The organism is Streptomyces sp. NPDC002845 (genome assembly GCF_053591955.1).
In genome coordinates this window covers 44,203-64,735 of the sequence record NZ_JBSFUU010000018.1, presented here as the reverse complement: position 1 = coordinate 64,735, position 20,533 = coordinate 44,203, and the positions used below count along the sequence as shown (strand labels likewise).

The window sequence follows — 20,533 nt, the reverse complement described above, 5'->3', positions numbered from 1 at the left end:
GCAGGTTTCGCCAACTCCTGTTCGGTCACCCGCAGTTCGAGGTGTTATGACGAGCGAACCGAAGAAGGATCACACCGGCGCGGCGGACGGGCCGCAGAGCCCGGCGGACGCGCTGCGTCACGCACGGGCCCAGTTCTCGGAGCTCACCGGCATGCACGCCGAGTCCGTGTCGTCCTTCGAACGCACCGAGGACGGCTGGACGCTGGAGATCGAGGTCCTGGAACTCGCCCGGGTCCCCGACACGATGAGCCTGCTCGCGGGTTACCAGGTGCACATCGACCAACGGGGCGAACTCACCGGCTACCGCCGCGTTCGCCGCTACGTACGAGGGCGGACCGACGGCCCAAGACCCACAGGCCGCTGAACACCCCTTTTCCACGCCGACCCATATACGACCAGCAGGCCAGGAGGCTCGTTCGACATGACCGTTGTCCCACAGCAGAGCGGCGGCAGCAGCGGCCTGTACGACATTCTGGAACTCATCCTCGACCGGGGCCTGGTCATCGACGTGTTCGTGCGGGTCTCCGTCATCGGCATCGAGATTCTGCGGGTCGACATCAGAGTCGTTGTCGCCAGCGTCGACACATACCTTCGCTTCGCCGAGGCCTGCAACCGGCTCGACCTGGAGGGCAGGCCGCGCCAGACCGTGGGACTCGCCGACTTCGCCGGAGAGATCACCGGACCCGATGGGCGCGACCGGTCCGACGGCGCGGTGACCGAGGCCGTCAGGACCGTCGCCGGCGCCTTGGAGCAGGCCCGTGAGGAGGGCCGGGCAGAGCCCCGGTCCGGCGCACGCGCGTCCACGGCCGCACGCAGGAAGGAGGAGCGGGAATGACCACGTACGTCTACGGCGTCGTCGCGGCCTCACACCCGCCGCTGCCCGAGGGCATGGGCGGCGTCGGCGACCCGGCGCGTCCCGTGCGCGTGCTCGAAGAGGGTGACCTGGCGGCGATCGTCAGCGACGCCCCGGAAGGGCTGCGGCCCAAGCGCAACCACCTGCTCGCCCACCAGAACGTGCTCGCCGAGGCGGGCGCGGGAGGCGCCGTGCTGCCCATGCGGTTCGGCAGCCTCGCCGCCGACGACAAGGCCGTCACCTCGGTGCTCGCCGAGCGCGCCGAGCACTACAGGGAGCGCCTGAAGGCACTGGAGGGCAAGGTCGAGTACAACATCAAGGCCAGCCACAACGAAGAGGCCGTACTGCACCACGTGATGGCCGAGAACCCCGAGATCCGCGCCGTCACCGAGGCCAACCGGCAGGAGGGCGGCGGCAGTTACGAGCAGCGGTTGCGCCTCGGTGAGATGGTCGTGGCCGCGCTGCAGAACCAGGAGGCCGCGGACGCGGTCGAGTTGCAGCACACGCTGGAGCCCGTCGCGGAGGCGGTCAGTGTGGGCCCCGAGTCCACCGGCTGGCTCGCCAACGTCTCGTTCCTCGTGGCCCGCACGTCGGCCGAGGCCTTCCTCGCCGCCGTCCAGGAGGTCCGCACCGGCCATCCGCACCTCGAAGTGCGCGTCAACGGGCCGCTGCCGCCGTACAGCTTCGTGGAGCCCGGACCGTCCGAGCCCGCGGAGACATCGCGCACCGGGGAGACCGGGCGCTGATCCGAGGCCACTGAGGAGACCGTATGGGACTCATCGGCGAGGTGCTGCTACTGCCGTTCGCTCCGGTGCGCGGCAGCCTGTGGGCGGTGAGACAGGTGCTCGCCGAGGCCGAGCGCCAGTACTACGACCCGGCGGCCGTCCGGGCCGAACTCGCCCTTCTCGAACAGCGGCTCGAAGCGGGCGAGATCGATGAGGAGGAGTTCGATCGCCTGGAGGACGCGCTCCTGGACCGCCTGGAGATCGCCTTCGGGAGGAGCGCGGGGCCGGGGACATCGCCTTGAACAGCCGTACGCGACTGGGTCTCGCCTGTGATCGAGGGCGAACTGCCGGAGGAGGGCGACGAGTTCGGGGAAGCCGGGGATGCCTGGGAAGCCCGGGGCATCGGGGAGGCCGAGGGCGCGGAGGGAGGCGGCGGTCGTGATGACGAGTCACGTCCTGCGGCCCGCGTCGGAGCGGCCGCGGGTCGAGTTCCGCGCGTATCCGGAGGTGCGGGCTCAGCGGCTGCTGATCGCGGTCGGGCCGCGCGGGCTGGGCGAGGCCACCGTCCGCCTGGAGGCCGAGGGCCGCGGCCCTCGGCCTCGCGCAGCTCGCGCTGGACACCGGACGCAAGCTCGTCGCGGGCCGGTCCCCCGTGCGGGCCGGCGTCGAGATCTCGGCCGCGCGGGCGCGGGAACACCCCGCCGACGGCCCCGGCCGGCCCCTCACCGTCATCGAGTACGCCGACGTCGGGGTGTCGCCGCGGACCGCGTACGGCCAATGGACTGCCCGCCACAAAGAGCCGCGGGCGTCCGCCCTCCGGGGCGCCCCGCGCCGCAGGGGCCGCCGCCGGGAGCCGGCGGACTTCGTCCGGTCCGTCACTCTCCACGGCGGACCCGGCGACGCCCGCCGTGTCGAGATCAGGAGCACGCCATGACGACGTCCAGCCGCCTCCCCGACCCGTACGGCCAGAACGGCAGCGCCAACCTCGCCGACATCCTCGAACGCGTCCTCGACAAGGGCATCGTGATCGCGGGCGACATCCGCATCAACCTGCTCGACATCGAACTGCTCACCGTCAAACTGCGCCTCGTCGTCGCCTCGGTGGAGCGGGCGAAGGAGATGGGCATCGACTGGTGGGAGACCGACCCGGCCCTCTCCTCCCGCGCCCGCCGCGACGAACTCGCCCGTGAGAACGCGGAACTCCGCGCCCAGGTCGCCGAGTTGTCCGAACTGGAGCGCGGCCGCCCCCGGGAGGAGCCGTCATGACCGGACTGCGGTACGTGTACGCCGTCTGCCGCCCCTTCGGCGCGGCCCTCCAGGCCGAGCTGACCGGGGTCGCGGGAGTGCCGCCGAAGCAACTGACCCACCACGGCCTGGTCGCGGTCGTCAGCACGGTCCCGGAGGCCGACTTCGCCGAGGAGCCGCTGCGGGAGCATCTGGAGGACCTGGCCTGGCTCACCGCCACCGCCCGCGCCCATCAGGGCGTGATCGACGCGCTCACCACCGTCACGACCCCGCTGCCGCTGCGGCTCGCCACCGTCTTCCGGGACGACAGCGGCGTACGCACCATGATGGAGGCCCGCGAGGAGAGCTTCCGGCGCACGCTCGACCGGCTGGAGGGCCGGGTGGAATGGGGCGTCAAGGTGTATGCGGAAACGGAGGACTCCGGGAGCGCGGATAATTCAGAGGCCTCCCGGCCACCGGGAAGAGCGGCGTCCGGGCGGGACTATCTGCGGCAGCGGCGCATGCTGCAGCGGGCGCATGCGGAATTGTGGGAGAGCGCCGAGAAGTTCGCGCGCCGCTTGCACGGAAAGCTCTCCGAATGCGCGGAGGACGCCCGTTTGCACGCGCCCCAGAATTCCGCGCTCTCCGGCGCCTCGGGGCGCAATGTACTCAACGCGGCCTATTTGGTGCCGCGCGCGGATTCCGAGGAATTCGTGGAACTCGTGGACCGGACGAAGAACGACGAACCGGGGTTGCGCGTGGAGCTCACCGGGCCGTGGGCGGCCTACTCCTTCAGTGACGCGTCCGGCACCGACGCCGGCGCGGACGATTTCGGCGGGGAGGCCTCGTGACCGTCGTCGAACGCCGAGAGGTCGCCCTCGTCGACCTGCTCGACCGGCTGCTCGCCGGCGGGGTCGTCATCACCGGCGACCTCACCCTGCGCATCGCGGACGTCGACCTCGTCCGCATCGACCTGAACGCGCTCATCAGCTCGGTGAACGCACAAGTCCCCTCACCCTGGGAGGAGTTGGTACGGTGACCGGCCGGAACCGGCTCGATCTGGAGCCCGACACCGTAGAGCGCGATCTTGTGAAACTCGTCCTGACCGTCGTCGAGCTGCTCCGCCAGCTCATGGAACGCCAGGCAGTGCGCCGCTTCGACACGGGCGAGCTGACGGAGGAACAGGAGGAGCGCATCGGGCTCACGCTCATGCTGCTCGACGACCGCATGACAGAACTGCGCGAACGCTACGGCCTGCGGCCCGAGGACCTGAATCTGGACCTCGGGCCGCTCGGACCACTGCTTCCCAGGGATTGATTCCACCGTTCTGGAAATCGGCCCTTCCGGAAATCGGCCGGCTGCCAGCGGTACCGCCGACTACCAGCGGTACCAGCGTCCCCTGGTTCCGGCGGCGGTCGTCCCGCGCATCAGGAATCCCAGCAGCCACACCACAAGCACGGCCACTGCGATCCACCACAGCGCTTCCGCGGCGAAGCCGAGACCGAAAAGGATCAGCACCAGAAGCAGTACCAGCAGGATGGGAACCATGACAACGAACCTCCTGCCTGGCGAGTTTCCCGATTGCGGCGGATCAGACGGTCTTACGGCAGAGAATTTCGCCGTGCAGTACGGAGAACCATCCGTCCTCCCGCTCTCCCCACTCCCGCCACGCCTCGGAGGCGGCCCGCAGCTCCCGGGCGCTCGCGTGACCGCCCTCCGTGGCCCGCTCGGCGTACGCGGAGGCGAGGGTGCGGTCCGCCCACAGCCCGCTCCACCACGCCCGCTCCTCGGCCGTGGCGAAGGTCCAGGTGGCCGATGTGGCCGTGATGTCCGTGAGCCCGGCCCGCAGTGCCCAGGACCGCAGCCGCCGCCCCGCGTCCGGCTCGCCCCCGTTGGCACGGGCCACCCGCCGGTACAGGTCGAGCCACGCGTCCAGGCCCGGCGACAGCGGGAACCACGTCATCGCCGCGTAGTCGGCGTCGCGCACGGCGACGAAGCCGCCCGGCCTGGTCACCCGGCGCATCTCGCGCAGCGCCCGTACCGGATCGCTCACGTGCTGGAGCACCTGGTGGGCGTGGACCACGCAGAAGGTGTCGTCCGGGTAGTCCAGCGTGTGCACGTCCGCGACCGCGAACTCGACGTTCTTCAGGCCCCGCCCGGCGGCCGTGGCCCGTGCCTGCTCCAGGACGCCCGGTGCGCTGTCCACGCCGGTGACCCGACCGTCCGGGACCAGCTCGGCCAGGTCCGCGGTGATGGTGCCGGGACCGCAGCCGATGTCCAGGATCCTCATGTGAGGTTCGAGCGAACCGAGGAGGTAGGCCGCCGAGTTGGCGGCCGTCCGCCAGGTGTGCGAGCGCAGTACGGACTCGTGGTGCCCGTGCGTGTAGACGGCGGTGTCCCGGGTCTCCGACATGACTGTTCCCCTTCCGCTGTGCGGGTCGGCGCTCGGAACCGTACGCGCTCATGTCGGATATTGAGACCCTGGTATCAATATGTGGTCAGCGCGGCCGGTAGACGGTCAGCACCTCGGGGAGCTTGCGGAGCGTCAGTTCGCCTTCCGCCTGGGTGACTTCACCGTCGTACGCGAGGAGCGTCCCCGGCGCGACGCCCTCCACGCGGAGCTGCCGTACCCGGACCGCCGCGTGCGCGGGGGAGCGGGTCAGTGGGCCGGCGAGGGCCGCGGCCAGCAGGCGGACGCCGGGGCGGCGGCCTCCGTGCACCACACGGACGTCGAGGAGCCCGTCCGCGAGGTCGAAACGGCGGCCCGGGGCGAGACCGTAGCGGTGGTACGTGCCGTTGCCGGCGAACAGCAGCCACAGCGGGCGGGAACGGTCCTGGAAGCGGGCCTGAAGCGGGTGATGTTCCGAACGCAGAACCCGCAGCGCGCCCAGCACACCGGCCGGCCAGACACCGATCAGCCGCGACCAGCGCTCGCGTTCGCGCACCAGCTCCGGATAGACGCCCAGGCTGCACGTGTTGAGGAAATAGCCCTCCAGGTCGCCCGACGCGAAGTGCCCCACATCCACCCGGACGGCATCGCCGCGGCTCAGCGCGCGGCAGAGGCCGTGCACGTCCTCCACGCCCAGGTCGTACGCGAAGTGGTTCATCGTGCCCCCGGGCAGGACGGCGAGCGGCAGGCCGTGGCGCAGGGCGGCCTCGGCCGCCGCGTTCACCGTGCCGTCGCCGCCGCACACGCCGAGGACACGGGCGTACGTGGCCGCCTTCTCCAGCTCGGCTCTGACGTCGCCCGGCGCGCACTCCACGGTCTCGGCGCGGGGGAGGGACTCCTGGAGGGCGCGTACGCGGTCGGCGGCGCCGGAGGCCGTGTCGGCCACGACGACCAGGCCCTCGCCGTCCGGCAGCGCGGGCGCGTCGGCACGGGGGCGCCTCGGCGGCGGCAGCTGGTCGCGGGTGGGGACGAGGCCGTGTACGGCGTAGGCGGCGCCCGCGCCCAGGGCCGCGCCGACCAGGACGTCGCTCGGGAAGTGGACGCCCGTGTACACGCGGGACAGGGCCACCGCGGCGGCCACCGGCGCGACCGCCGCGCCCCAGCCGCGGGACTCCAGGGCGACGCCCGTCGCGAAGGCGGCGGCCGAGGCGGAGTGGCCCGACGGGAACGACGTGGTGATCGGCTGCCGCTTCAGCCGGCGCATCACCGGGACGTTGTCGAGGACCGGGCGGGGGCGGCGTACGGAGCGCTTGCCGAGCGTGTTGATGGTGGCCGAGGCGAGAGCCAGCGAGGCGACGCCCCGGGCGGCGGCCCGCCGCGCCCTGGGGCTCCTCGTCGCCGCGATCGCCGCCGCCGTGGCGAACCACAGCACACCGTGGTTCGCGGCACGGCTCAGCCGGGGCAGCACGGCGTCGCCGCCCGGCCAGTGCCGCGCCGCCACCGCCTCGAACAGACTGAAGTCGGAGGCGAGGAAACGGTCCCGGAGGACGTGGTGGCCCGGAGGGCGGACGGTGAGGTCGACATCTGGGATCATGAGGCAACGGGTACCCCGAGGTGACTGTTCCGTGTCAAGTCGCCCCGTGGAGGACCGGCGGCGGAAATCGGTTTGCCCGCCCGTCCCGCCCGCCCGGACAATGCGCCGCATGGGACACCTCGAAGCCGCGCACCTGGAGTACTGCCTCCCCGACGGGAGGACGCTCCTCGGCGACGTCTCCTTCCGGGTGGGGGAAGGGGCCGTGGTGGCCCTCGTGGGCCCCAACGGCGCCGGGAAGACAACCCTGCTGCGGCTGATCTCCGGGGAGCTGAAGCCGCACGGGGGCTCCGTCACCGTCGGCGGCGGGCTCGGCGTGATGCGGCAGTTCGTGGGGTCCGTGCGCGACGAGACGACCGTACGGGAGCTGCTCGTGTCCGTGGCGCCGCCGCGGATCCGCGAGGCGGCCCGGGCCGTCGACACCGCCGAGCACGCGATCATGACCGTGGACGACGAGGCCGCCCAGCTCCAGTACGCCCAGGCCCTCGCCGACTGGGCCGAGGCCCGCGGGTACGAGGCCGAGACGCTGTGGGACATCTGCACCACGGCCGCGCTCGGGGTGCCGTACGAGAAGGCGCAGTGGCGGCAGGTGCGGACGCTGTCCGGTGGTGAGCAGAAGCGGCTTGTGCTGGAGGCCCTGCTGCGGGGCACCGACCAGGTGCTGCTGCTCGACGAGCCCGACAACTACCTCGACGTGCCTGGCAAGCGGTGGCTGGAGGAGCGGCTCAAGGAGACCCGCAAGACGGTCCTGTTCGTCTCGCACGACCGGGAGCTGCTGGCCCGTACCGCCGAGAAGATCGTGAGTGTGGAGCCCGGTCCGGCGGGCGCGGACGCGTGGGTGCACGGTGGTGGGTTCGCGACGTTCCACGAGGCCCGGCAACAGCGGTTCGCCCGCTTCGAGGAACTGCGGCGCCGCTGGGACGAGAAGCACGCCCAGCTGAAGAAGCTCGTGCTGACGCTCCGTCAAGCGGCGGAGAACAGCCCCGACATGGCCTCCCGCTACCGTGCCGCCCAGACCCGGCTGCGCAAGTTCGAGGAGGTCGGGCCGCCGCCGGAGCCGCCGCGGGAGCAGGACATCACCATGCGGTTGAAGGGCGGTCGTACGGGCGTAAGAGCCGTCACCTGCAAGGGACTTGAACTCACCGGCCTGATGAAACCCTTCGACCTGGAGGTCTTCTACGGCGAACGCGTCGCGGTCCTCGGCTCCAACGGCTCCGGCAAGTCACACTTCCTGCGCCTGCTCGCCGGGGACGAGGTGGCGCACACGGGGGAGTGGAAGCTCGGCGCCCGGGTCGTGCCGGGTCACTTCGCGCAGACGCACGCCCACCCCGAACTGGAGGGGCGCACGCTGCTCGACATCCTGTGGAAGGAGCACGCCCAGGACCGGGGCGCCGCCATGTCCCGGCTGCGCCGCTACGAGCTGACGCACCAGGCCGAGCAGTGCTTCGAACGGCTCTCCGGCGGACAGCAGGCCCGCTTCCAGATCCTCCTCCTGGAGCTGGAGGGGGTCACCGCGCTGCTCCTCGACGAGCCGACGGACAACCTCGACCTGGAGTCCGCGGAAGCCCTCCAGGAGGGGCTGGAGGCCTTCGAGGGCACGGTCCTCGCGGTCACCCACGACCGCTGGTTCGCCCGCTCCTTCGACCGGTACCTCGTCTTCGGCTCCGACGGCCGCGTGCGGGAGACGGCGGAGCCGGTGTGGGACGAGCGGCGGGTGGAACGGGCCAGGTAACAGTCCGGCGGCTCCTGGCCCCCGGGCTCATTTCCAGCGGAGGAGAGCGCCCAGGCCTCCCACCGGCACCTCCGGTGTCGCCACGGTCACCGAGATCGCGGGGGCACCGGTGGCCACCGCGGACCGCAGCAGAGCGTCGTCGGCACGAGCGGCCCACGAGTGCTGCTCACCCAGCGTCTTCAGCTCCGTACGGCGTAGGGCGAGCTGGTCGGGCTCCTCGCCGATCCAGACCGCGCGATGGGCGTCGGGCCCGGCCGGGCGGACGAGGAGCTCGTCGATGCGGTGCTCCCGCGCCGCCTCCACCAGCGCGGCCACGTCCTCCACCGCACCCGGGCGCCCCTCGGCGTCCGGAGCCCGCGCGGCCAGGAACCGCTTCAGTTCCTCCTCGGCCCTCCGGCGTACGTGCTCGGCGCGGGCGCGCTCCACGTCCTCGTCCAGCAGCCGGCTGCCCGCACCGTGCGGGGCCTCGACCACGCGGTCGTGCAGCCGCTGCGGCAACCGCTCCCGCACCGCGTGCCGCTCACGGTCGTCGCCGACGAGAATCAGCAGGTCGGCGCGAGTCTCCTCCTGACAGACGGCGAGCGCGTCCGCGATCTCCGCGGCGTTGTGCTCCCAGGTGTTCTCCACCCGGAGCTGGAAGTGCCGCTCCGACCAGTCGACGCTGCTCGTCCGGTGCACGGGCCACTGCCGCCCGGCCACCGCCCCGGCGTCCTCGGTGCCCAGGGCCCCGCGCAGCTCGAAGGCCGCGCCGCGCCGGTCGACGTACGCCACCACGCACACCGGGTCCTCCCCGGCCAGCTCCAGCAGCGGGGTCGTACGGGGCAGGGGTGCCCAGTGGGCGGCCGTCGCCGGGGGCGGAGAGGTGAGCGGCGGGTCCAGGACCACCCGTCCGTCCCGCGCGAACAGGGCCCGGCCGTTCGGCTCGGGGGAGTGGCGCAGGTCGTCCACGGCCCGGTGCACGGCCCGGCACGTCGGTTCGTCGGCTCCCTGTGTGTGGAGCTCGCGGGTGACGGCCGTGGCCACCAGGGAGCGCTTATGGGGTGTGGACTCCGTGTGCGAGGAAGTGTCGACGTACACGGAGGCCCATGGACCCGGATGTTCGTACAGTGGATGGAGGAATGCGAGATCCATGGCTCCCTCCCGGATGCCGCTCGGGGTAACGCTTGACGGGCGGGTACCCGGACCTCATGGAGGAACACGACGAGCGGGGTACCACCATGACCGGAGTCGACCCGGCCCAGCTGGACGACCAGCAGCTCATGAAAGAGCTGGAGACGATCCACCGCACGCGTCACGACACGCTGCTCCATGGTTCGAACGACGCGCTGCGCACCCACAACGAACGCATGGCGGCTCTGGAGGGCGAGTATCTGCGCCGTAATCCCCGCCGACCGATCGCCGCGGGGCGTACGCGTGAGGGGGCACGGGAGCGGGGGTCGGCGGCGCCATGACTCGTTCTACGCGCTCTACGCGCCCTGGGGTCGATACGAACCCGCTGCTCATCCGGCACGGCGAGGCCCTCGATCTGTTCGGTGAACGTGTGCACGCGGTCGGCGACGACCAGTGGGAGGTGGGTACGCCCTGTGCCGAATGGACGGTGCGTGACCTGGTGAACCACCTCGTCTCCGAGCAGCTGTGGGTGCCCCCGCTGGTCCGGGACGGCGCCATGATCGAGGAGGTCGGTGAGGCGTTCGACGGTGATCTGCTCGGGCCCGACCCGGCGGCCTCGTGGGACACGGCGGCGCGGTGCTCCCGCGCCGCGTTCGCCGCGCCGGGGGCGCTCGATCGTACGGTTCACCTGTCGTACGGCGACGCCCCGGCAGTCGCCTACTGCGCGCAGATGATCGCCGACCTCGTCGTCCACACCTGGGATCTGTCCCGCGCGATCGGCGCGCCCGAGCGGCTTCCGGACGACCTGGTCAAGTTCGCCGTCCGCGAGGTCACTCCCTACGCCGCTGATCTGGAGAAGAGCGGGTTGTTCGCGGCACCGGTGGAGCCGCCGCCCGGCGCGGACGTACAGACCAAGCTCCTGTGCCTACTGGGCCGACGACCGTAGCCGTCCCGTCCGGCTCCACCTGTCCTCGCGTTGAGGAGCGGCCCGTCAGCCGTGGGCCGGGGGCCGGTTCCAGTGGCGGTGGGATGCGAGGGCGTCGACGAAGGCGCGGAGGAACTCGTCGCCGGCCACCCCCGGCGCCGTATCGGTCACGACGCCCTGGTCGGCCACGACGCGATGGAACTCGGACGACAACCGCAACCCGTCGGCCGACAGCGCCGACAGGATGCCCACGCCCGAGCCCAGCGCCCCCACCGGCTTCCCGTGCCGGTAGGCGTCACGGACGAAACGCACCGCATCCGGATCCCCCACCGGCGACGGAGTGCCGGTGGGCCCGCCGGGCAGAAGCACCGCGTCGTACAGGACGGAGGCCACCGTCGGCAGCGCCCGGTCCACGGCGTGCCGCTCGCCGTCGGAGCCCCGCACCGTCCCGTCCCGCGCCGCGAGAGCCTCCACGACGGCACCCTCCGCCGCCAGCGCCTCACGCGCGGAGGTGACCTGCTCGGCGTCCACCCCGTCGGCGACCAGGACCGCGATCCGCCGGGTACGGATCGAGCCGTCCCCCGGCAGGGACTCCAGGCTCAGCGCGGGCGAGGACAGCTTGTACGCCCCGGCCTCAGCGTCCGTCGGCTCCGGCACCCCGATGCCCGCCGCCACCGATGCCGCCAACTCCGGGTTCACCTTGGAGAGTTGCTCGACCGTACGGGACCGCACCGACAGCGCGCCGACCTTGCCCAGCTCGAACCGGAAGGCCTCCACGATGTGCTGCCTCTCCCAGGGCGCCATGCTGTTCCAGAACATCGCGGCCTGGCTGTAGTGATCCTGGAAACTGGCGCTGCGCCGCCGGATCTTGGCGCCGTCGACCCGCTCGGCGTAGTGCGTGAACGCGTGCCCGTCGACACCCGCGTGCGCCGGGCAGCCGCCGCCGAGGGAGTTCGGGAAGTAGTTCGTGCCGGAGTGGATCGCGCTCTGGTGGTATCCGTCGCGTTGGTTGGTGCGTACCGGCGCGACCGGGCGGTTCACCGGCAGCTGGGAGAAGTTGGGGCCGCCGAGCCGGATCAGTTGCGTGTCCAGGTAGGAGAAGTTGCGGGCCTGGAGCAGCGGGTCGTTGGTGAAGTCGATCCCCGGCACGACGTTCGCCGTATGGAAGGCCACCTGCTCCGTCTCCGCGAAGAAGTTCTCCGGGTTGCGGTCGAGGACCATGCGGCCGATCGGGCGCACCGGCACCTGCTCCTCCGGGATGATCTTCGTCGCGTCCAGCAGGTCGAAGTCGAACGCGAACTCGTCCTCCTCCGGCACGAGTTGGACGCCGAGCTCGTACTCCGGGTACTCGCCCGCCTCGATCGCGTCCCACAGGTCCCGCCGGTTGAAGTCGGGGTCACGGCCCTGGCACTCCTGGGCCTCGTCCCACACCAGCGAGTGCGCGCCCAGCTTCGGCTTCCAGTGGAACTTCACGAACGTGCCGCGCCCCTCGGCGTTCACGAACCGGAAGGTGTGCACGCCGAAGCCCTGCATCATGCGGAAGCTGCGCGGGATCGCCCGGTCCGACATCAGCCACATCATCATGTGCATCGTCTCGGGCTGCAGCGACACGAAGTCCCACAGGGTGTCGTGCGCGGACGCGCCGGTCGGAATCTCGTTGTGCGGCTCGGGCTTCAACGCGTGTACGAAGTCGGGGAACTTGATGCCGTCCTGGATGAAGAAGACGGGCATGTTGTTGCCGACGAGGTCGTAGTTCCCCTCAGACGTGTAGAACTTGGTCGCGAAGCCCCGCACGTCCCGCACCGTGTCCGCCGAGCCGCGCGGCCCCTGCACCGTGGAGAAGCGCACGAAGACCGGGGTCCGCACCGACGGGTCCTGGAGGAAGGCCGCGCGCGTGAACTCCGCGCAGGACTCGTACGGTTCGAAGTACCCGTACGCACCCGCGCCCCGCGCGTGCACCACCCGCTCGGGAATCCGCTCGTGGTCGAAGTGGGTGAGCTTCTCGCGGAAGTGGAAGTCCTCCATCAGGGTGGGTCCGCGCTCGCCCACGGTGAGCGAGTCGTCGGTGTGGTCGATCTCCACGCCCTGGTCGGTGGTGAGCGCACCGGAAGCCGGATCGTCGGCGTGGAACGTCTCGCGCTGCTGCTGCTTGCGGTCCGCCGGGGCCGGCGTCGCCTGCTCCCGGGTCCGCTCCCTCTCCCTGCTCTTGTCGAACGTCATCAGGTGGCTCCCTTGGAGAACTCGGTCAGCAACGCCTCGCAGAACGCCTTCAGGTCGTCCGGCCTGCGGCTGGTGATCAGGGTGTTGGGCCCGCGGTCGCAGACCCGTACCTGCTCGTCGACCCTCCCCCACTGCCTTAACGGCGTGGGAGGCGCCCCCATGCCGCCCGCGTTGCGGATGTCGGTGCGCAGACTCGGCCACGAGGTGAGCACCCGGCCGCGGACGACGTCCGCCTCGACGAGCGTCCACGGGGCGTGGCAGATCGCGGCGACCGGGCGGCCCTCGTCGAAGAAGTCCCGTACGAAGGCGACGGCCCGCCCGTCCATCCGAAGGAAGTCCGGATTGGCCGCCCCGCCGGGCAGGACGAGACCGTCGAAGGACTCGGCCGGCACCTCGCCGACCACCTCCTCCACGGGGAACGTGTCGCCCTTGTCGAGGTGGTTGAACGCCTGGACCTGCCCCGGCCGGGTCGACCAGAACGGGCTCGTGGCCCGCGTCGGTCACCGCCTGCCAGGGATCGGTGAGCTCGATCTGCTCGACGCCCTTGGGTGCGGTCAGAAACGCGATACGCATGGATCTCTCACTGTTCTGTTCCGGCGCGCCAACGGGCCTCGTCACTCGCCGACGTGGCTTTGGCGCGCGTCTTCGCCGCCCTGGCCGTACGGCGGCAGCGCAGCAGCTCCTCGCCGTACGGCAGCAGGACACAGGTGCCGAACGCGGCGGCCACGCCCGCGAGACAGCCGCGGGACGGCGGCCGCCGACGCGGGACGAACCGCCACGCGTCCGGGGCCGAACGCCCGCCGCTCAGCAGCGACTTGAACTGGTCGGCGTGCAGACACATCAGCGAGGCGAGCGCCGCGAAGGGCAGCGACTCCAGGAAACTGTGGATGTGCCGCTCGATCGGCTTGACCTCGCGGTCGCTGTGCACCGCGGTCCGTACGTCCCACAGCGCGGTCGCCTCGTGCCCGGCCGCTCCGGCCAACTGCACCGTCAGCACCATGGGGTTGATCTCGTAGCGCAGGGTCAGCGCGATGGGGACGCCGACCTCGGTCATCATCAGGGTGGGGGCACCTCCCAGCGGGAGCTGGGGGAGGGTGAGCGACTCCTTCGTTCCCGCGTTCTCCTCGGTGCGGGTACGCCGGTGCGTCACCCAGTCGGCGAGCCCCGGCACGAACCAGAACGGCAGCAGGCCGTACAGGAGGCAGCGGGTCGTCACCTCGCCGACGTCGACGGTCGGGTTCGGCGCGTGGACCTCGGCGGCCAGGTCGCGGCTCATACGGCGACCACCCGCAGCGTGCGCAGCAACGGTCCGCGGTGTCCGCGATCCGGCCCACCGCCTCCTCGACGGGAACCGTGTCCACCGGCCCGAAGAAGGCGTCCCACGCAGGTCTCCTCGGTGTCGGCGCGGGTGAGTTGGGCGACGAAGCGGCGGTGGTCGGCCTCCAGGACGGGGGGCGCGGCCGTGGTCCGGAGCCTGGTGGGTCCCGGTCATGGAGCCGCCTCCGCTCACGCGGGAGCCGTGCCCGGCCAGCTGTCCGGTTCGGCGCGGCTGATGTCGGCCAGTGCGGAACCCGGGTCCTGCGACACCGCGAGGTCCCCGAGGCTCACCATGCCGACCGGGTGCCCGTCCTCGACGACCGGCAGCCGCCGTGCCGCGTGGTCGCGCATCAGCTCGACCGCGGCCGACACCGCGTCGTCCGGGCCGATCACCACCGGATCGGGCGTACACACAGCCTGGGCGCTGACCGTGAGCGGATCGGCGCCGTCCGCGACGGCGCGCAAGGTGATGTCGCGGTCGGTCAGGACCCCGATGACCTGCCTGTCGGTCGCCACCAGCACGTCGCCGATGTCCTGCGCCCGCATCAGCTGCGCAGCTTCGACGAGCGAGGCATCGGGGCGGACCGCGACGACGCCGGGCGTCATGACCTCCCTGACGAAATCAGCCATGGCTCTGGTCCTTCCTGCGTTCCCCCGGCCAAGGGGTGCGGGTACGTCAGCGTGACCACGCCCGCAGTACCCCCCAGCCGTGGCCCTATGCGTTCTGGCGCTTCCTCACCGCTCCTCACCGCGTACGACCGCCTCGGCGAGCTGGTGCACCGAGTCGTAGCGCGCCTTCCTCGGCAGCCGCCCCAGGGGCGTGACGAGGCGGTCGGGGGCGTGGCTGCGGCGCAGGGCGCTCATCAGCTCCACGGGGCCCGCGGGGAAGGCCGTACGGCCCAGGATCCGGGCCAGCTCCAGGCGTACCGTCTCGACCCTGGCGGGGGAACGGCTCGGCGTCACCGGGCCGGCCGCGACCTCCGGGTCGTCCTCGGCCGTCGGCTCCGGGTCGTGCCACTCCTCGGTACGAGTGGGGTGCCCGGACCGCAGCAGCCCCTGCAGTTCATGCTTCATCTCGTCGTCCCGGTGAACACTCAGCCGGTCGCTGCCTCGTTGCATGTCTCCCTCCAGGTCTTCGGGGGTGGCGACCGCGTACCCGGACACACGAAACCGACACGGGCTTCACCGGGATTGTCCCGCTCACGCCGGGAGACCCGGATCACGCCCCCCCGCGCACACCCCTGGGGAAGGACAGGCCATGGCGGTGCTCGCTGTGATCATCCCGGTCCTGATGATCGGCGTACTCCTGGCACTGGGCCGCTACGAGGAACGGCTCCTACCGCCCGCTCAGGCCACCGACCGGTCCGACGAGGCCGTGCTGGGCCGCTGAGGAGGCGGTACGGGCCGTCGTACAAAACCCTGAGCGGACCGGCGCCTGAGCAGACCGGCGGCCGGCGGACAACGACCCCGGAGAAACGCTTCCCCGGGGCTCGTCACCTGCCTCGTTCCGGCGGCTACTTCTTCTCCCGCCCCGGCAGGAACTCCTGCACCTTCGCCTTGAACCCCTGCTTCACCATCGATCCCCGGTCCGCGTCGCCCTTCAGGATCGACGCGGCCGTGGCCTCCATCTGCTGCCAGGTGGCGTGGGGCGGGATCGGCGGGACGGCCGGGTCGGTGAGGAACTCGATGACGGCCGGGCCGTCGGCCTCCAGGCCCGCGCGCCAGCCGGCCTCGACGTCCTCGGGCTTCTCCACGCGCACGCCGGTCAGGCCCAGGGAGCGGGCGAAGGCGGCGTACTGCACGTCCGGGATCGACTGCGAGGGCAGGAAGGACGGGGCGCCCTCCATCGCGCGCATCTCCCAGGTCACCTGGTTGAGGTCATGGTTGTTCCAGATGCCGACGACCAGCCGCGGGTCCTCCCACTGGTCGCGGTACTTCGCCGCCGTGATCAGCTCGGCGAGGCCGTTCATCTGCATGGCCCCGTCGCCGACCAGCGCGATCGCGGGCCGGTCCGGGTGGGCGAACTTCGCGCCGATCGCGTACGGCACCCCGCAGCCCATCGTCGCCAGGGTGCCGGACAGGGACGCCCGCATCCCCTCGCGCATGGTCACGTGCCGTGCGTACCAGTTGGCCGCCGAACCCGAGTCGGACGACACGATGGCGTTGCCGGGGAGCAGCGGGTCGAGGACGCGGGCCACGTACTCCGGGTTGATCGGGTCGGCGGACAATTCGGCACGGCGTTCCATCACGTCGCGCCAGCGGGCGACGTTCGCGCACACCGTGTCGTACCACTCGCGGCCCCGGTCCGCGTCGATCATCGGGATCAGCCGCTCCAGCGCGGCCTTCGCGTCGCCGACGAGATTCACCTCGTACGGGTAGCGCATCCCCACCATGTGCGGGTCGATGTCGATCTGGACGGCGCGCGCCTTGCCGAACTCCGGCATGAACTGCGTGTACGGGAAGGACGACCCGATCGTCAGCAGCGTGTCGCAGTCCCGCATCAGCTCGTACGAGGGGCGGGTGCCGAGCAGGCCGATCGCGCCGGTGACGTACGGGAGTTCGTCGCTGAGCACGTCCTTGCCGAGCAGCGCCTTGGCGACGCCCGCGCCGAGCAGCTCGGCGATCCGCTCGACCTCGGCGCGCGCACCGGCCGCGCCCTGGCCGGCCAGGATGGCCACCTTGTCACCGGAGTTGAGGATCTCGGCCGCCCGCTCCAGGGACTCCTGGGAGGGGATCGCGGTCCACGCGCTGCGGTCCAGGCTGGAGGGGACCATCTTGAACTCGTGGGTGGGAGCGGAGTAGTCGAGCTCCTGCACGTCGCCGGGGATGATGACCGCGGTGGGGGAGCGGCGGGCGTACGCGGTGCGGATCGCCCGGTCCAGGACGTTCGGCAGCTGCTCGGGCACCGTTACGGTCTCCACGAAGTCCGAGGCGACGTCCTTGAACAGGGTGTGCAGGTCCACCTCCTGCTGGTATGAGCCGCCCATCGCGGTGCGGTCCGTCTGGCCGACGATCGCCAGCACCGGCACATGGTCGAGCTTGGCGTCGTACAGGCCGTTGAGGAGGTGGATCGCGCCGGGCCCGGACGTGGCCGCGCACACCCCGAGACGGCCGCTGAACTTGGCGTAGCCGACCGCCTGGAACGCGGACATCTCCTCGTGCCGGGACTGGACGAACCGGGGCTGGTTCTCGGCCCGGCCCCACGCGGCGAGCAGGCCGTTGATGCCGTCGCCCGGATAGCCGAAGACATGCTCCACACCCCACTCGCGCAGCCGCTGCAGGACATGGTCGGCGACCTTGGTGCTCATGGCGGGACCTCCGGGAGGAAGGGGGACGAGACGGGATGCCACAAGGGCACTCACCGAGTCACCAGGCCGTCCCGCGGAAAACATGGGCGGTGTTTGCCGTGCGGGGCACGGGGCAGGCGCATCACAGTGCTTCGGACAAGGAGGCACGTCCGTGGGAGCGGCGAACCGTCGCCACGGGTGTGCCCGATCGAGCACGGGTGCGCTCCCACGGTGACCGTCCGCCCCAGAGCACCACCAAGGGAGTTGCGACGCACCATGCGAACTCGAGCGAGCGCGAAGCACCACCCGCACGACGACGCTCCGGACACCGCGGAGGCGTTCCGTAAACTCGCCACGCTCCCTCCGGGCCAGCAGCGCGACACCCTCCGCGAGGAGGTCGTCGAGGCCTGGCTGCCCATGGCCGAACGGCTCGCGGGACGGTTCCGCAGCCGCGGCGAGAGCTTCGAGGACCTGCGCCAGGTCGCGGCCCTCGGGCTGGTGAAGGCCGTCGACCGCTACGACCCCGAGCGCGGCAACGCCTTCGAGAGCTATGCCGTGCCCACCGTCACCGGAGAGATCAAGCGGCACTTCCGCGACCACATGTGGACCCTGCATGTGCCGCGCCGGGTCCAGGACCTGCGCAACCGGGTACGGTTCGCCGGCCAGGACCTGTCGCAGACCATCTCGGGCCGCAGGCCCACCGTCGCCGAGATCGCCGAGCACGCCAACATGAGCGAGGAGGACGTCCGGGTCGGCCTGGAGGCACTGGAGAGCTTCACCGCGCTCTCCCTCGACGCGGAGCTGCCCGGCAGCGAGGACGGGTACTCGCTCAGCGACGCCCTCGGCTCGTCCGACCCGGCCCTCGACATTGTCGTCGACCGCGAGGCCGTCAAGCTCCGGCTGCAGGCGCTGCCCGAGAGGGAGCGCGCCATTCTCTACATGCGGTTCTTCGGGGACATGACCCAGAGTCGTATCGCCGAGCAGCTCGGCATCTCCCAGATGCATGTGTCCCGGCTGATCAGCCGGTGCTGCAACAGGCTGCGCGACCAGGTCATGCGCGACGCGGCATAAACGGCACCCCGCTCGGCCCGTCGGCTCAGCCCGACGTGTCCAACCGGCCGAGGGCCAGTGCGATATGACGGGACATCATGTCCATCGCCTGGGCCTCGGCCATCGAGAACGCCAGCCGCGCCGCGCACCGGAAGAGGGTGAGCACACCCCGTACCCGCCCGTCGCCGTCGGCCAGCGCGACGCACAGCAGCGACGTGACGTCGGCCCGTACGAGGACGGGGGCGCCGGAGGCGTCGTGGCCGAAGGCGTCCGGGTCCTCGGGGCGCACCTGGAGCACGGGAGCCCCGCCGCGGGCGGCCTCGACGACGAGGGGACACGTGGCGGGGTCCTGTGCCGCCAGAGCCGCCGCCTCCTTCTCCGTGGGGCCCAGCACCGTCGTACGGTCGAGGCCGGGGCCGGGGCCCATGGTGTCGGCGACCACCCAGTCCGCGAAACGGCCGTGCAGCACCCGGGCCGCCCGTTCCAGGGCCCGGTCGGCGGGGCCGCTCAGCAAGGCCGTGGTCATCACGTCCAGCAGATCCATCAGCGCCGTGTGCCGGGTCGTCTCGGCGAGGTCCGGGAGCGGCTTCGCACGGCGCTCCACCGCGGGCAGCCGTCGGCTCCCCGTGGGCTGGAGCACGACGAGAACGGTGTTGTGCGGCTCATGGGCCGGCCGCAGTGCGGTGAGCGTCGCGTACACCGGCACCGAGGGGCGCTGCTGGAGGTGGACGGTGAGGCTGCGGTCGCCGTCGCCGCGCGCCACCGCCGCGGCCTGTGTACGGAACGCGACCCGGTCGGCCTGCGCGAGGAACCCGGTCAGCGGCCGTCCCGTCGCATAGCCCGTGCGCACACCCGCGAACGAGGCCGCCGCCAGGTTCAGTCTGCGCACGACCGTCTCGCGGTCCACCAGCGCGACCGGCATCGGCAGCGACTGGAAGGCGGCCTTCAGCAACTGGTGCTCCCGGCGGTCCGTGGAGGCACCGCCGGCCGGACCGGAGGTGGAGATGCGCTCGTACCACGGCCACAACTGTTCGGCCACATGGTCGAGTTCGAAGATCGCCGCGTCGAGCACGGTCGGCAGGTCCCCGCTCGGCACCGAGCGTGCCGCCTTGAGCTCGGCCACACGGCGTACGAAGTCCGCGAGTTCTTCACCGAATTCGTCCGTCTGTGCCATGCGACGAACGTAACCCGTGCGAGCCTGTTCCGGAGGGGAGCCGACCGGACTCGTGCGATCCGTTTTTCCCGCAGGTGAGCGGGAACGCGAGCAGGAGAGGAGGCGTTACGCATGCCGGAAACCGAACACCTCGGCCACTTGGGAACGGATTCGGCTGAATCCGCCCTTCCGGGCAGGCGGTTGTCGACGCTGGCCGAACAGGCCGCCCGCTGCACCAGTGACTGCTGCGGCGCGAGCACCATGGTGTCCGACGGCGGTGCGGAACAGCCCGCAGCGGTGACCCACCCCGACCTCGCGGGGCTGGTCTCGGTCCAGTTCCGCTCCGGCGACGGACCGATCCCCGCCGCCCTGGAGCACGGCGAGCCCGTCGACTCGGCGGATCTGCTGAGCGACGAGCGCTGGCCGGAGTACCGCGCGGTCGCCCTCGACTCGGGCGTACGGTCCAGCCTCACGATGCCCTTCAGGCGCTCCGGACTCACGGTGGCCCTCAGCCTCTACAGCTTCCGGCCCGGTGCCCTGGAGGACGCCCCGCACGGACCCGCCCGCGCGCTCGGTGACTTCGCCGCGACCTGCCTGGTCCGCGACCGCTCCTACCGCGCCGCGCTCACCGAACTCGACCAGATGGGCGCCGCACTGCGCTCCCGGCCCGTCGTCGACCAGGCGTGCGGCATCGTCATGCACGTGCTGGGCTGCGACGCGGACGCCGCGTTCGGCGTTCTCCGCCGTATCTCGCAGGGCACCAACCGCAAACTGTCCGACGTGGCCTCGGCCGTCGTCGAGAAGCGGGGGCGCGGGCTGGAGCGCGAGCTGGTCTCGCTGTCGAACTCAGAGCCTGTGTCATGTCCCCGGCCGGGGACATGACACAGGCTCTGAGGCCGGCCCGTGGGTGGACTCGGGTACCCCGTCACCCGCTCGGCCGCCCCGCGTCCCGCGAAT

At 71.6% G+C, this 20,533-nt stretch carries 25 protein-coding genes and 1 pseudogene; 15 read left to right on the top strand and 11 right to left on the bottom strand.

Annotated features, from left to right (window positions below; translation table 11 throughout):
- Positions 1–46: 46 nt before the first annotated feature.
- The 9 genes from ACWD3C_RS15550 to ACWD3C_RS15510 all read left to right on the top strand — a co-directional run bounded on the left by ACWD3C_RS15550 (position 47) and on the right by ACWD3C_RS15510 (position 4,119).
- Positions 47–364: a gas vesicle protein GvpO gene (locus ACWD3C_RS15550; protein ID WP_451144061.1), complete on the top strand. Its 318-nt coding sequence runs from the start codon at positions 47–49 to the stop codon at positions 362–364.
- 57 nt (positions 365–421) lie between these two features.
- Positions 422–835, top strand: a complete 414-nt coding sequence (gvpJ, locus tag ACWD3C_RS15545; protein ID WP_451144059.1) for a gas vesicle protein GvpJ — start codon at positions 422–424, stop codon at positions 833–835.
- Positions 832–1,599, top strand: a complete 768-nt coding sequence (locus tag ACWD3C_RS15540; protein ID WP_451144057.1) for a GvpL/GvpF family gas vesicle protein — start codon at positions 832–834, stop codon at positions 1,597–1,599. Before gvpJ ends, ACWD3C_RS15540 begins: the two co-directional genes overlap by 4 nt.
- Before the next feature lie 23 nt (positions 1,600–1,622).
- Entirely contained in the window at positions 1,623–1,880 is a 258-nt protein-coding gene (locus ACWD3C_RS15535) for a gas vesicle protein GvpG (protein WP_451144055.1), read from the top strand.
- 350 nt (positions 1,881–2,230) lie between these two features.
- Positions 2,231–2,512, top strand: coding sequence for a hypothetical protein (locus ACWD3C_RS15530; RefSeq protein WP_451144053.1), 282 nt, complete (start codon positions 2,231–2,233; stop codon positions 2,510–2,512).
- Positions 2,509–2,844 carry a gas vesicle protein gene (locus tag ACWD3C_RS15525; protein WP_451144051.1) on the top strand — a complete coding sequence of 112 codons (336 nt, stop codon included), beginning with the start codon at positions 2,509–2,511 and terminating at the stop codon, positions 2,842–2,844. Before ACWD3C_RS15530 ends, ACWD3C_RS15525 begins: the two co-directional genes overlap by 4 nt.
- Positions 2,841–3,653 (top strand): GvpL/GvpF family gas vesicle protein, encoded by an 813-nt coding sequence (locus ACWD3C_RS15520; protein ID WP_451144049.1) that lies wholly within the window; start codon positions 2,841–2,843, stop codon positions 3,651–3,653. Before ACWD3C_RS15525 ends, ACWD3C_RS15520 begins: the two co-directional genes overlap by 4 nt.
- Positions 3,650–3,841 (top strand): gas vesicle protein, encoded by a 192-nt coding sequence (locus tag ACWD3C_RS15515; protein ID WP_451144047.1) that lies wholly within the window; start codon positions 3,650–3,652, stop codon positions 3,839–3,841. The genes ACWD3C_RS15520 and ACWD3C_RS15515 overlap by 4 nt, the downstream gene beginning before the upstream one ends.
- Positions 3,838–4,119 carry a gas vesicle protein K gene (locus tag ACWD3C_RS15510; RefSeq protein ID WP_451144045.1) on the top strand — a complete coding sequence of 94 codons (282 nt, stop codon included), beginning with the start codon at positions 3,838–3,840 and terminating at the stop codon, positions 4,117–4,119. Before ACWD3C_RS15515 ends, ACWD3C_RS15510 begins: the two co-directional genes overlap by 4 nt.
- 60 nt (positions 4,120–4,179) lie before the next feature.
- Here ACWD3C_RS15510 and ACWD3C_RS15505 read toward each other — a convergent pair whose 3' ends face one another.
- From ACWD3C_RS15505 to ACWD3C_RS15495, 3 genes are all read right to left on the bottom strand, one after another.
- Complete coding sequence (locus tag ACWD3C_RS15505) at positions 4,180–4,350, bottom strand: hydrophobic protein (RefSeq protein ID WP_451144043.1); 171 nt, start codon at positions 4,348–4,350, stop codon at positions 4,180–4,182.
- A 43-nt stretch (positions 4,351–4,393) separates the two neighbouring features.
- Positions 4,394–5,215 (bottom strand): class I SAM-dependent methyltransferase, encoded by an 822-nt coding sequence (locus ACWD3C_RS15500; protein WP_451144041.1) that lies wholly within the window; start codon positions 5,213–5,215, stop codon positions 4,394–4,396.
- Positions 5,216–5,300: 85 nt separating this feature from the next.
- On the bottom strand, positions 5,301–6,785 hold the full coding sequence (locus tag ACWD3C_RS15495) for a phosphatase PAP2 family protein (protein ID WP_451144039.1): 1,485 nt from the start codon (positions 6,783–6,785) through the stop codon (positions 5,301–5,303).
- A 109-nt stretch (positions 6,786–6,894) separates the two neighbouring features.
- Between ACWD3C_RS15495 and ACWD3C_RS15490 the strand changes: the two genes are divergently transcribed.
- Entirely contained in the window at positions 6,895–8,514 is a 1,620-nt protein-coding gene (locus ACWD3C_RS15490; protein ID WP_451144037.1) for an ABC-F family ATP-binding cassette domain-containing protein, read from the top strand.
- Positions 8,515–8,541: 27 nt separating this feature from the next.
- Here ACWD3C_RS15490 and ACWD3C_RS15485 read toward each other — a convergent pair whose 3' ends face one another.
- Positions 8,542–9,645 carry a baeRF2 domain-containing protein gene (locus tag ACWD3C_RS15485; RefSeq protein WP_451144035.1) on the bottom strand — a complete coding sequence of 368 codons (1,104 nt, stop codon included), beginning with the start codon at positions 9,643–9,645 and terminating at the stop codon, positions 8,542–8,544.
- Positions 9,646–9,701: 56 nt separating this feature from the next.
- Here ACWD3C_RS15485 and ACWD3C_RS15480 point away from each other — a divergent pair, with 56 nt between their 5' ends.
- Both ACWD3C_RS15480 and ACWD3C_RS15475 read left to right on the top strand, forming a co-directional pair.
- The gene (locus ACWD3C_RS15480) at positions 9,702–9,965 is read left to right on the top strand and encodes a DUF6158 family protein (RefSeq protein ID WP_451144033.1); all 264 of its coding nucleotides are present in this window, start codon (positions 9,702–9,704) and stop codon (positions 9,963–9,965) included.
- The gene (locus ACWD3C_RS15475) at positions 9,962–10,570 is read left to right on the top strand and encodes a TIGR03086 family metal-binding protein (RefSeq protein ID WP_451144031.1); all 609 of its coding nucleotides are present in this window, start codon (positions 9,962–9,964) and stop codon (positions 10,568–10,570) included. The genes ACWD3C_RS15480 and ACWD3C_RS15475 overlap by 4 nt, the downstream gene beginning before the upstream one ends.
- A gap of 45 nt (positions 10,571–10,615) precedes the next feature.
- Here ACWD3C_RS15475 and ACWD3C_RS15470 read toward each other — a convergent pair whose 3' ends face one another.
- The 5 genes and pseudogenes from ACWD3C_RS15470 to ACWD3C_RS15450 form a co-directional block, all read right to left on the bottom strand.
- On the bottom strand, positions 10,616–12,769 hold the full coding sequence (locus tag ACWD3C_RS15470) for a catalase (RefSeq protein ID WP_451144029.1): 2,154 nt from the start codon (positions 12,767–12,769) through the stop codon (positions 10,616–10,618).
- Positions 12,769–13,342 (bottom strand): annotated as a pseudogene (locus ACWD3C_RS15465) (type 1 glutamine amidotransferase domain-containing protein). The gene ACWD3C_RS15470 and the pseudogene ACWD3C_RS15465 overlap by 1 nt, the downstream one beginning before the upstream one ends.
- 7 nt (positions 13,343–13,349) lie before the next feature.
- Positions 13,350–14,045 (bottom strand): diguanylate cyclase, encoded by a 696-nt coding sequence (locus ACWD3C_RS15460; protein ID WP_451144027.1) that lies wholly within the window; start codon positions 14,043–14,045, stop codon positions 13,350–13,352.
- A gap of 230 nt (positions 14,046–14,275) precedes the next feature.
- A complete protein-coding gene (locus ACWD3C_RS15455; RefSeq protein ID WP_451144025.1) occupies positions 14,276–14,716 on the bottom strand; it encodes a CBS domain-containing protein in 441 nt (146 codons plus the stop codon).
- Positions 14,717–14,821: 105 nt separating this feature from the next.
- Positions 14,822–15,205 (bottom strand): DUF2795 domain-containing protein, encoded by a 384-nt coding sequence (locus ACWD3C_RS15450; protein WP_451144023.1) that lies wholly within the window; start codon positions 15,203–15,205, stop codon positions 14,822–14,824.
- A 139-nt stretch (positions 15,206–15,344) separates the two neighbouring features.
- On the opposite strand from ACWD3C_RS15450, the gene ACWD3C_RS15445 reads away from it, so the two are divergent.
- Positions 15,345–15,476 (top strand): hypothetical protein, encoded by a 132-nt coding sequence (locus tag ACWD3C_RS15445; protein WP_451144021.1) that lies wholly within the window; start codon positions 15,345–15,347, stop codon positions 15,474–15,476.
- A gap of 124 nt (positions 15,477–15,600) precedes the next feature.
- Here ACWD3C_RS15445 and ACWD3C_RS15440 read toward each other — a convergent pair whose 3' ends face one another.
- Positions 15,601–17,394 (bottom strand): thiamine pyrophosphate-requiring protein, encoded by a 1,794-nt coding sequence (locus tag ACWD3C_RS15440; RefSeq protein WP_451144019.1) that lies wholly within the window; start codon positions 17,392–17,394, stop codon positions 15,601–15,603.
- A gap of 255 nt (positions 17,395–17,649) precedes the next feature.
- Between ACWD3C_RS15440 and ACWD3C_RS15435 the strand changes: the two genes are divergently transcribed.
- A complete protein-coding gene (locus tag ACWD3C_RS15435; RefSeq protein WP_451144017.1) occupies positions 17,650–18,444 on the top strand; it encodes an RNA polymerase sigma factor SigF in 795 nt (264 codons plus the stop codon).
- Between the two features lie 25 nt (positions 18,445–18,469).
- Here ACWD3C_RS15435 and ACWD3C_RS15430 read toward each other — a convergent pair whose 3' ends face one another.
- Positions 18,470–19,597, bottom strand: coding sequence for a PAS domain-containing protein (locus ACWD3C_RS15430; protein ID WP_451144015.1), 1,128 nt, complete (start codon positions 19,595–19,597; stop codon positions 18,470–18,472).
- Positions 19,598–19,708: 111 nt separating this feature from the next.
- On the opposite strand from ACWD3C_RS15430, the gene ACWD3C_RS15425 reads away from it, so the two are divergent.
- Positions 19,709–20,458 carry an ANTAR domain-containing response regulator gene (locus ACWD3C_RS15425; RefSeq protein ID WP_451144013.1) on the top strand — a complete coding sequence of 250 codons (750 nt, stop codon included), beginning with the start codon at positions 19,709–19,711 and terminating at the stop codon, positions 20,456–20,458.
- Positions 20,459–20,533: the final 75 nt, after the last annotated feature.

Bases quoted from the DNA above. Each gene is read 5' to 3' on its own strand.
- ACWD3C_RS15470 (WP_451144029.1), bottom strand. From the start codon at position 12,769: ATGACGTTCGACAAGAGCAGGGAGAGGGAGCGGACCCGGGAGCAGGCG.
- ACWD3C_RS15475 (WP_451144031.1), top strand. From the start codon at position 9,962: ATGACTCGTTCTACGCGCTCTACGCGCCCTGGGGTCGATACGAACCCG.
- ACWD3C_RS15500 (WP_451144041.1), bottom strand. From the start codon at position 5,215: ATGTCGGAGACCCGGGACACCGCCGTCTACACGCACGGGCACCACGAG.
- ACWD3C_RS15535 (WP_451144055.1), top strand. From the start codon at position 1,623: ATGGGACTCATCGGCGAGGTGCTGCTACTGCCGTTCGCTCCGGTGCGC.
- ACWD3C_RS15440 (WP_451144019.1), bottom strand. From the start codon at position 17,394: ATGAGCACCAAGGTCGCCGACCATGTCCTGCAGCGGCTGCGCGAGTGG.
- ACWD3C_RS15435 (WP_451144017.1), top strand. From the start codon at position 17,650: ATGCGAACTCGAGCGAGCGCGAAGCACCACCCGCACGACGACGCTCCG.
- ACWD3C_RS15525 (WP_451144051.1), top strand. From the start codon at position 2,509: ATGACGACGTCCAGCCGCCTCCCCGACCCGTACGGCCAGAACGGCAGC.
- ACWD3C_RS15425 (WP_451144013.1), top strand. From the start codon at position 19,709: ATGCCGGAAACCGAACACCTCGGCCACTTGGGAACGGATTCGGCTGAA.
- ACWD3C_RS15445 (WP_451144021.1), top strand. From the start codon at position 15,345: ATGGCGGTGCTCGCTGTGATCATCCCGGTCCTGATGATCGGCGTACTC.
- ACWD3C_RS15505 (WP_451144043.1), bottom strand. From the start codon at position 4,350: ATGGTTCCCATCCTGCTGGTACTGCTTCTGGTGCTGATCCTTTTCGGT.
- gvpJ (WP_451144059.1), top strand. From the start codon at position 422: ATGACCGTTGTCCCACAGCAGAGCGGCGGCAGCAGCGGCCTGTACGAC.
- ACWD3C_RS15455 (WP_451144025.1), bottom strand. From the start codon at position 14,716: ATGGCTGATTTCGTCAGGGAGGTCATGACGCCCGGCGTCGTCGCGGTC.
- ACWD3C_RS15540 (WP_451144057.1), top strand. From the start codon at position 832: ATGACCACGTACGTCTACGGCGTCGTCGCGGCCTCACACCCGCCGCTG.
- ACWD3C_RS15550 (WP_451144061.1), top strand. From the start codon at position 47: ATGACGAGCGAACCGAAGAAGGATCACACCGGCGCGGCGGACGGGCCG.
- ACWD3C_RS15520 (WP_451144049.1), top strand. From the start codon at position 2,841: ATGACCGGACTGCGGTACGTGTACGCCGTCTGCCGCCCCTTCGGCGCG.
- ACWD3C_RS15495 (WP_451144039.1), bottom strand. From the start codon at position 6,785: ATGATCCCAGATGTCGACCTCACCGTCCGCCCTCCGGGCCACCACGTC.
- ACWD3C_RS15450 (WP_451144023.1), bottom strand. From the start codon at position 15,205: ATGCAACGAGGCAGCGACCGGCTGAGTGTTCACCGGGACGACGAGATG.
- ACWD3C_RS15430 (WP_451144015.1), bottom strand. From the start codon at position 19,597: ATGGCACAGACGGACGAATTCGGTGAAGAACTCGCGGACTTCGTACGC.
- ACWD3C_RS15490 (WP_451144037.1), top strand. From the start codon at position 6,895: ATGGGACACCTCGAAGCCGCGCACCTGGAGTACTGCCTCCCCGACGGG.
- ACWD3C_RS15460 (WP_451144027.1), bottom strand. From the start codon at position 14,045: ATGAGCCGCGACCTGGCCGCCGAGGTCCACGCGCCGAACCCGACCGTC.
- ACWD3C_RS15485 (WP_451144035.1), bottom strand. From the start codon at position 9,645: ATGGATCTCGCATTCCTCCATCCACTGTACGAACATCCGGGTCCATGG.
- ACWD3C_RS15480 (WP_451144033.1), top strand. From the start codon at position 9,702: ATGGAGGAACACGACGAGCGGGGTACCACCATGACCGGAGTCGACCCG.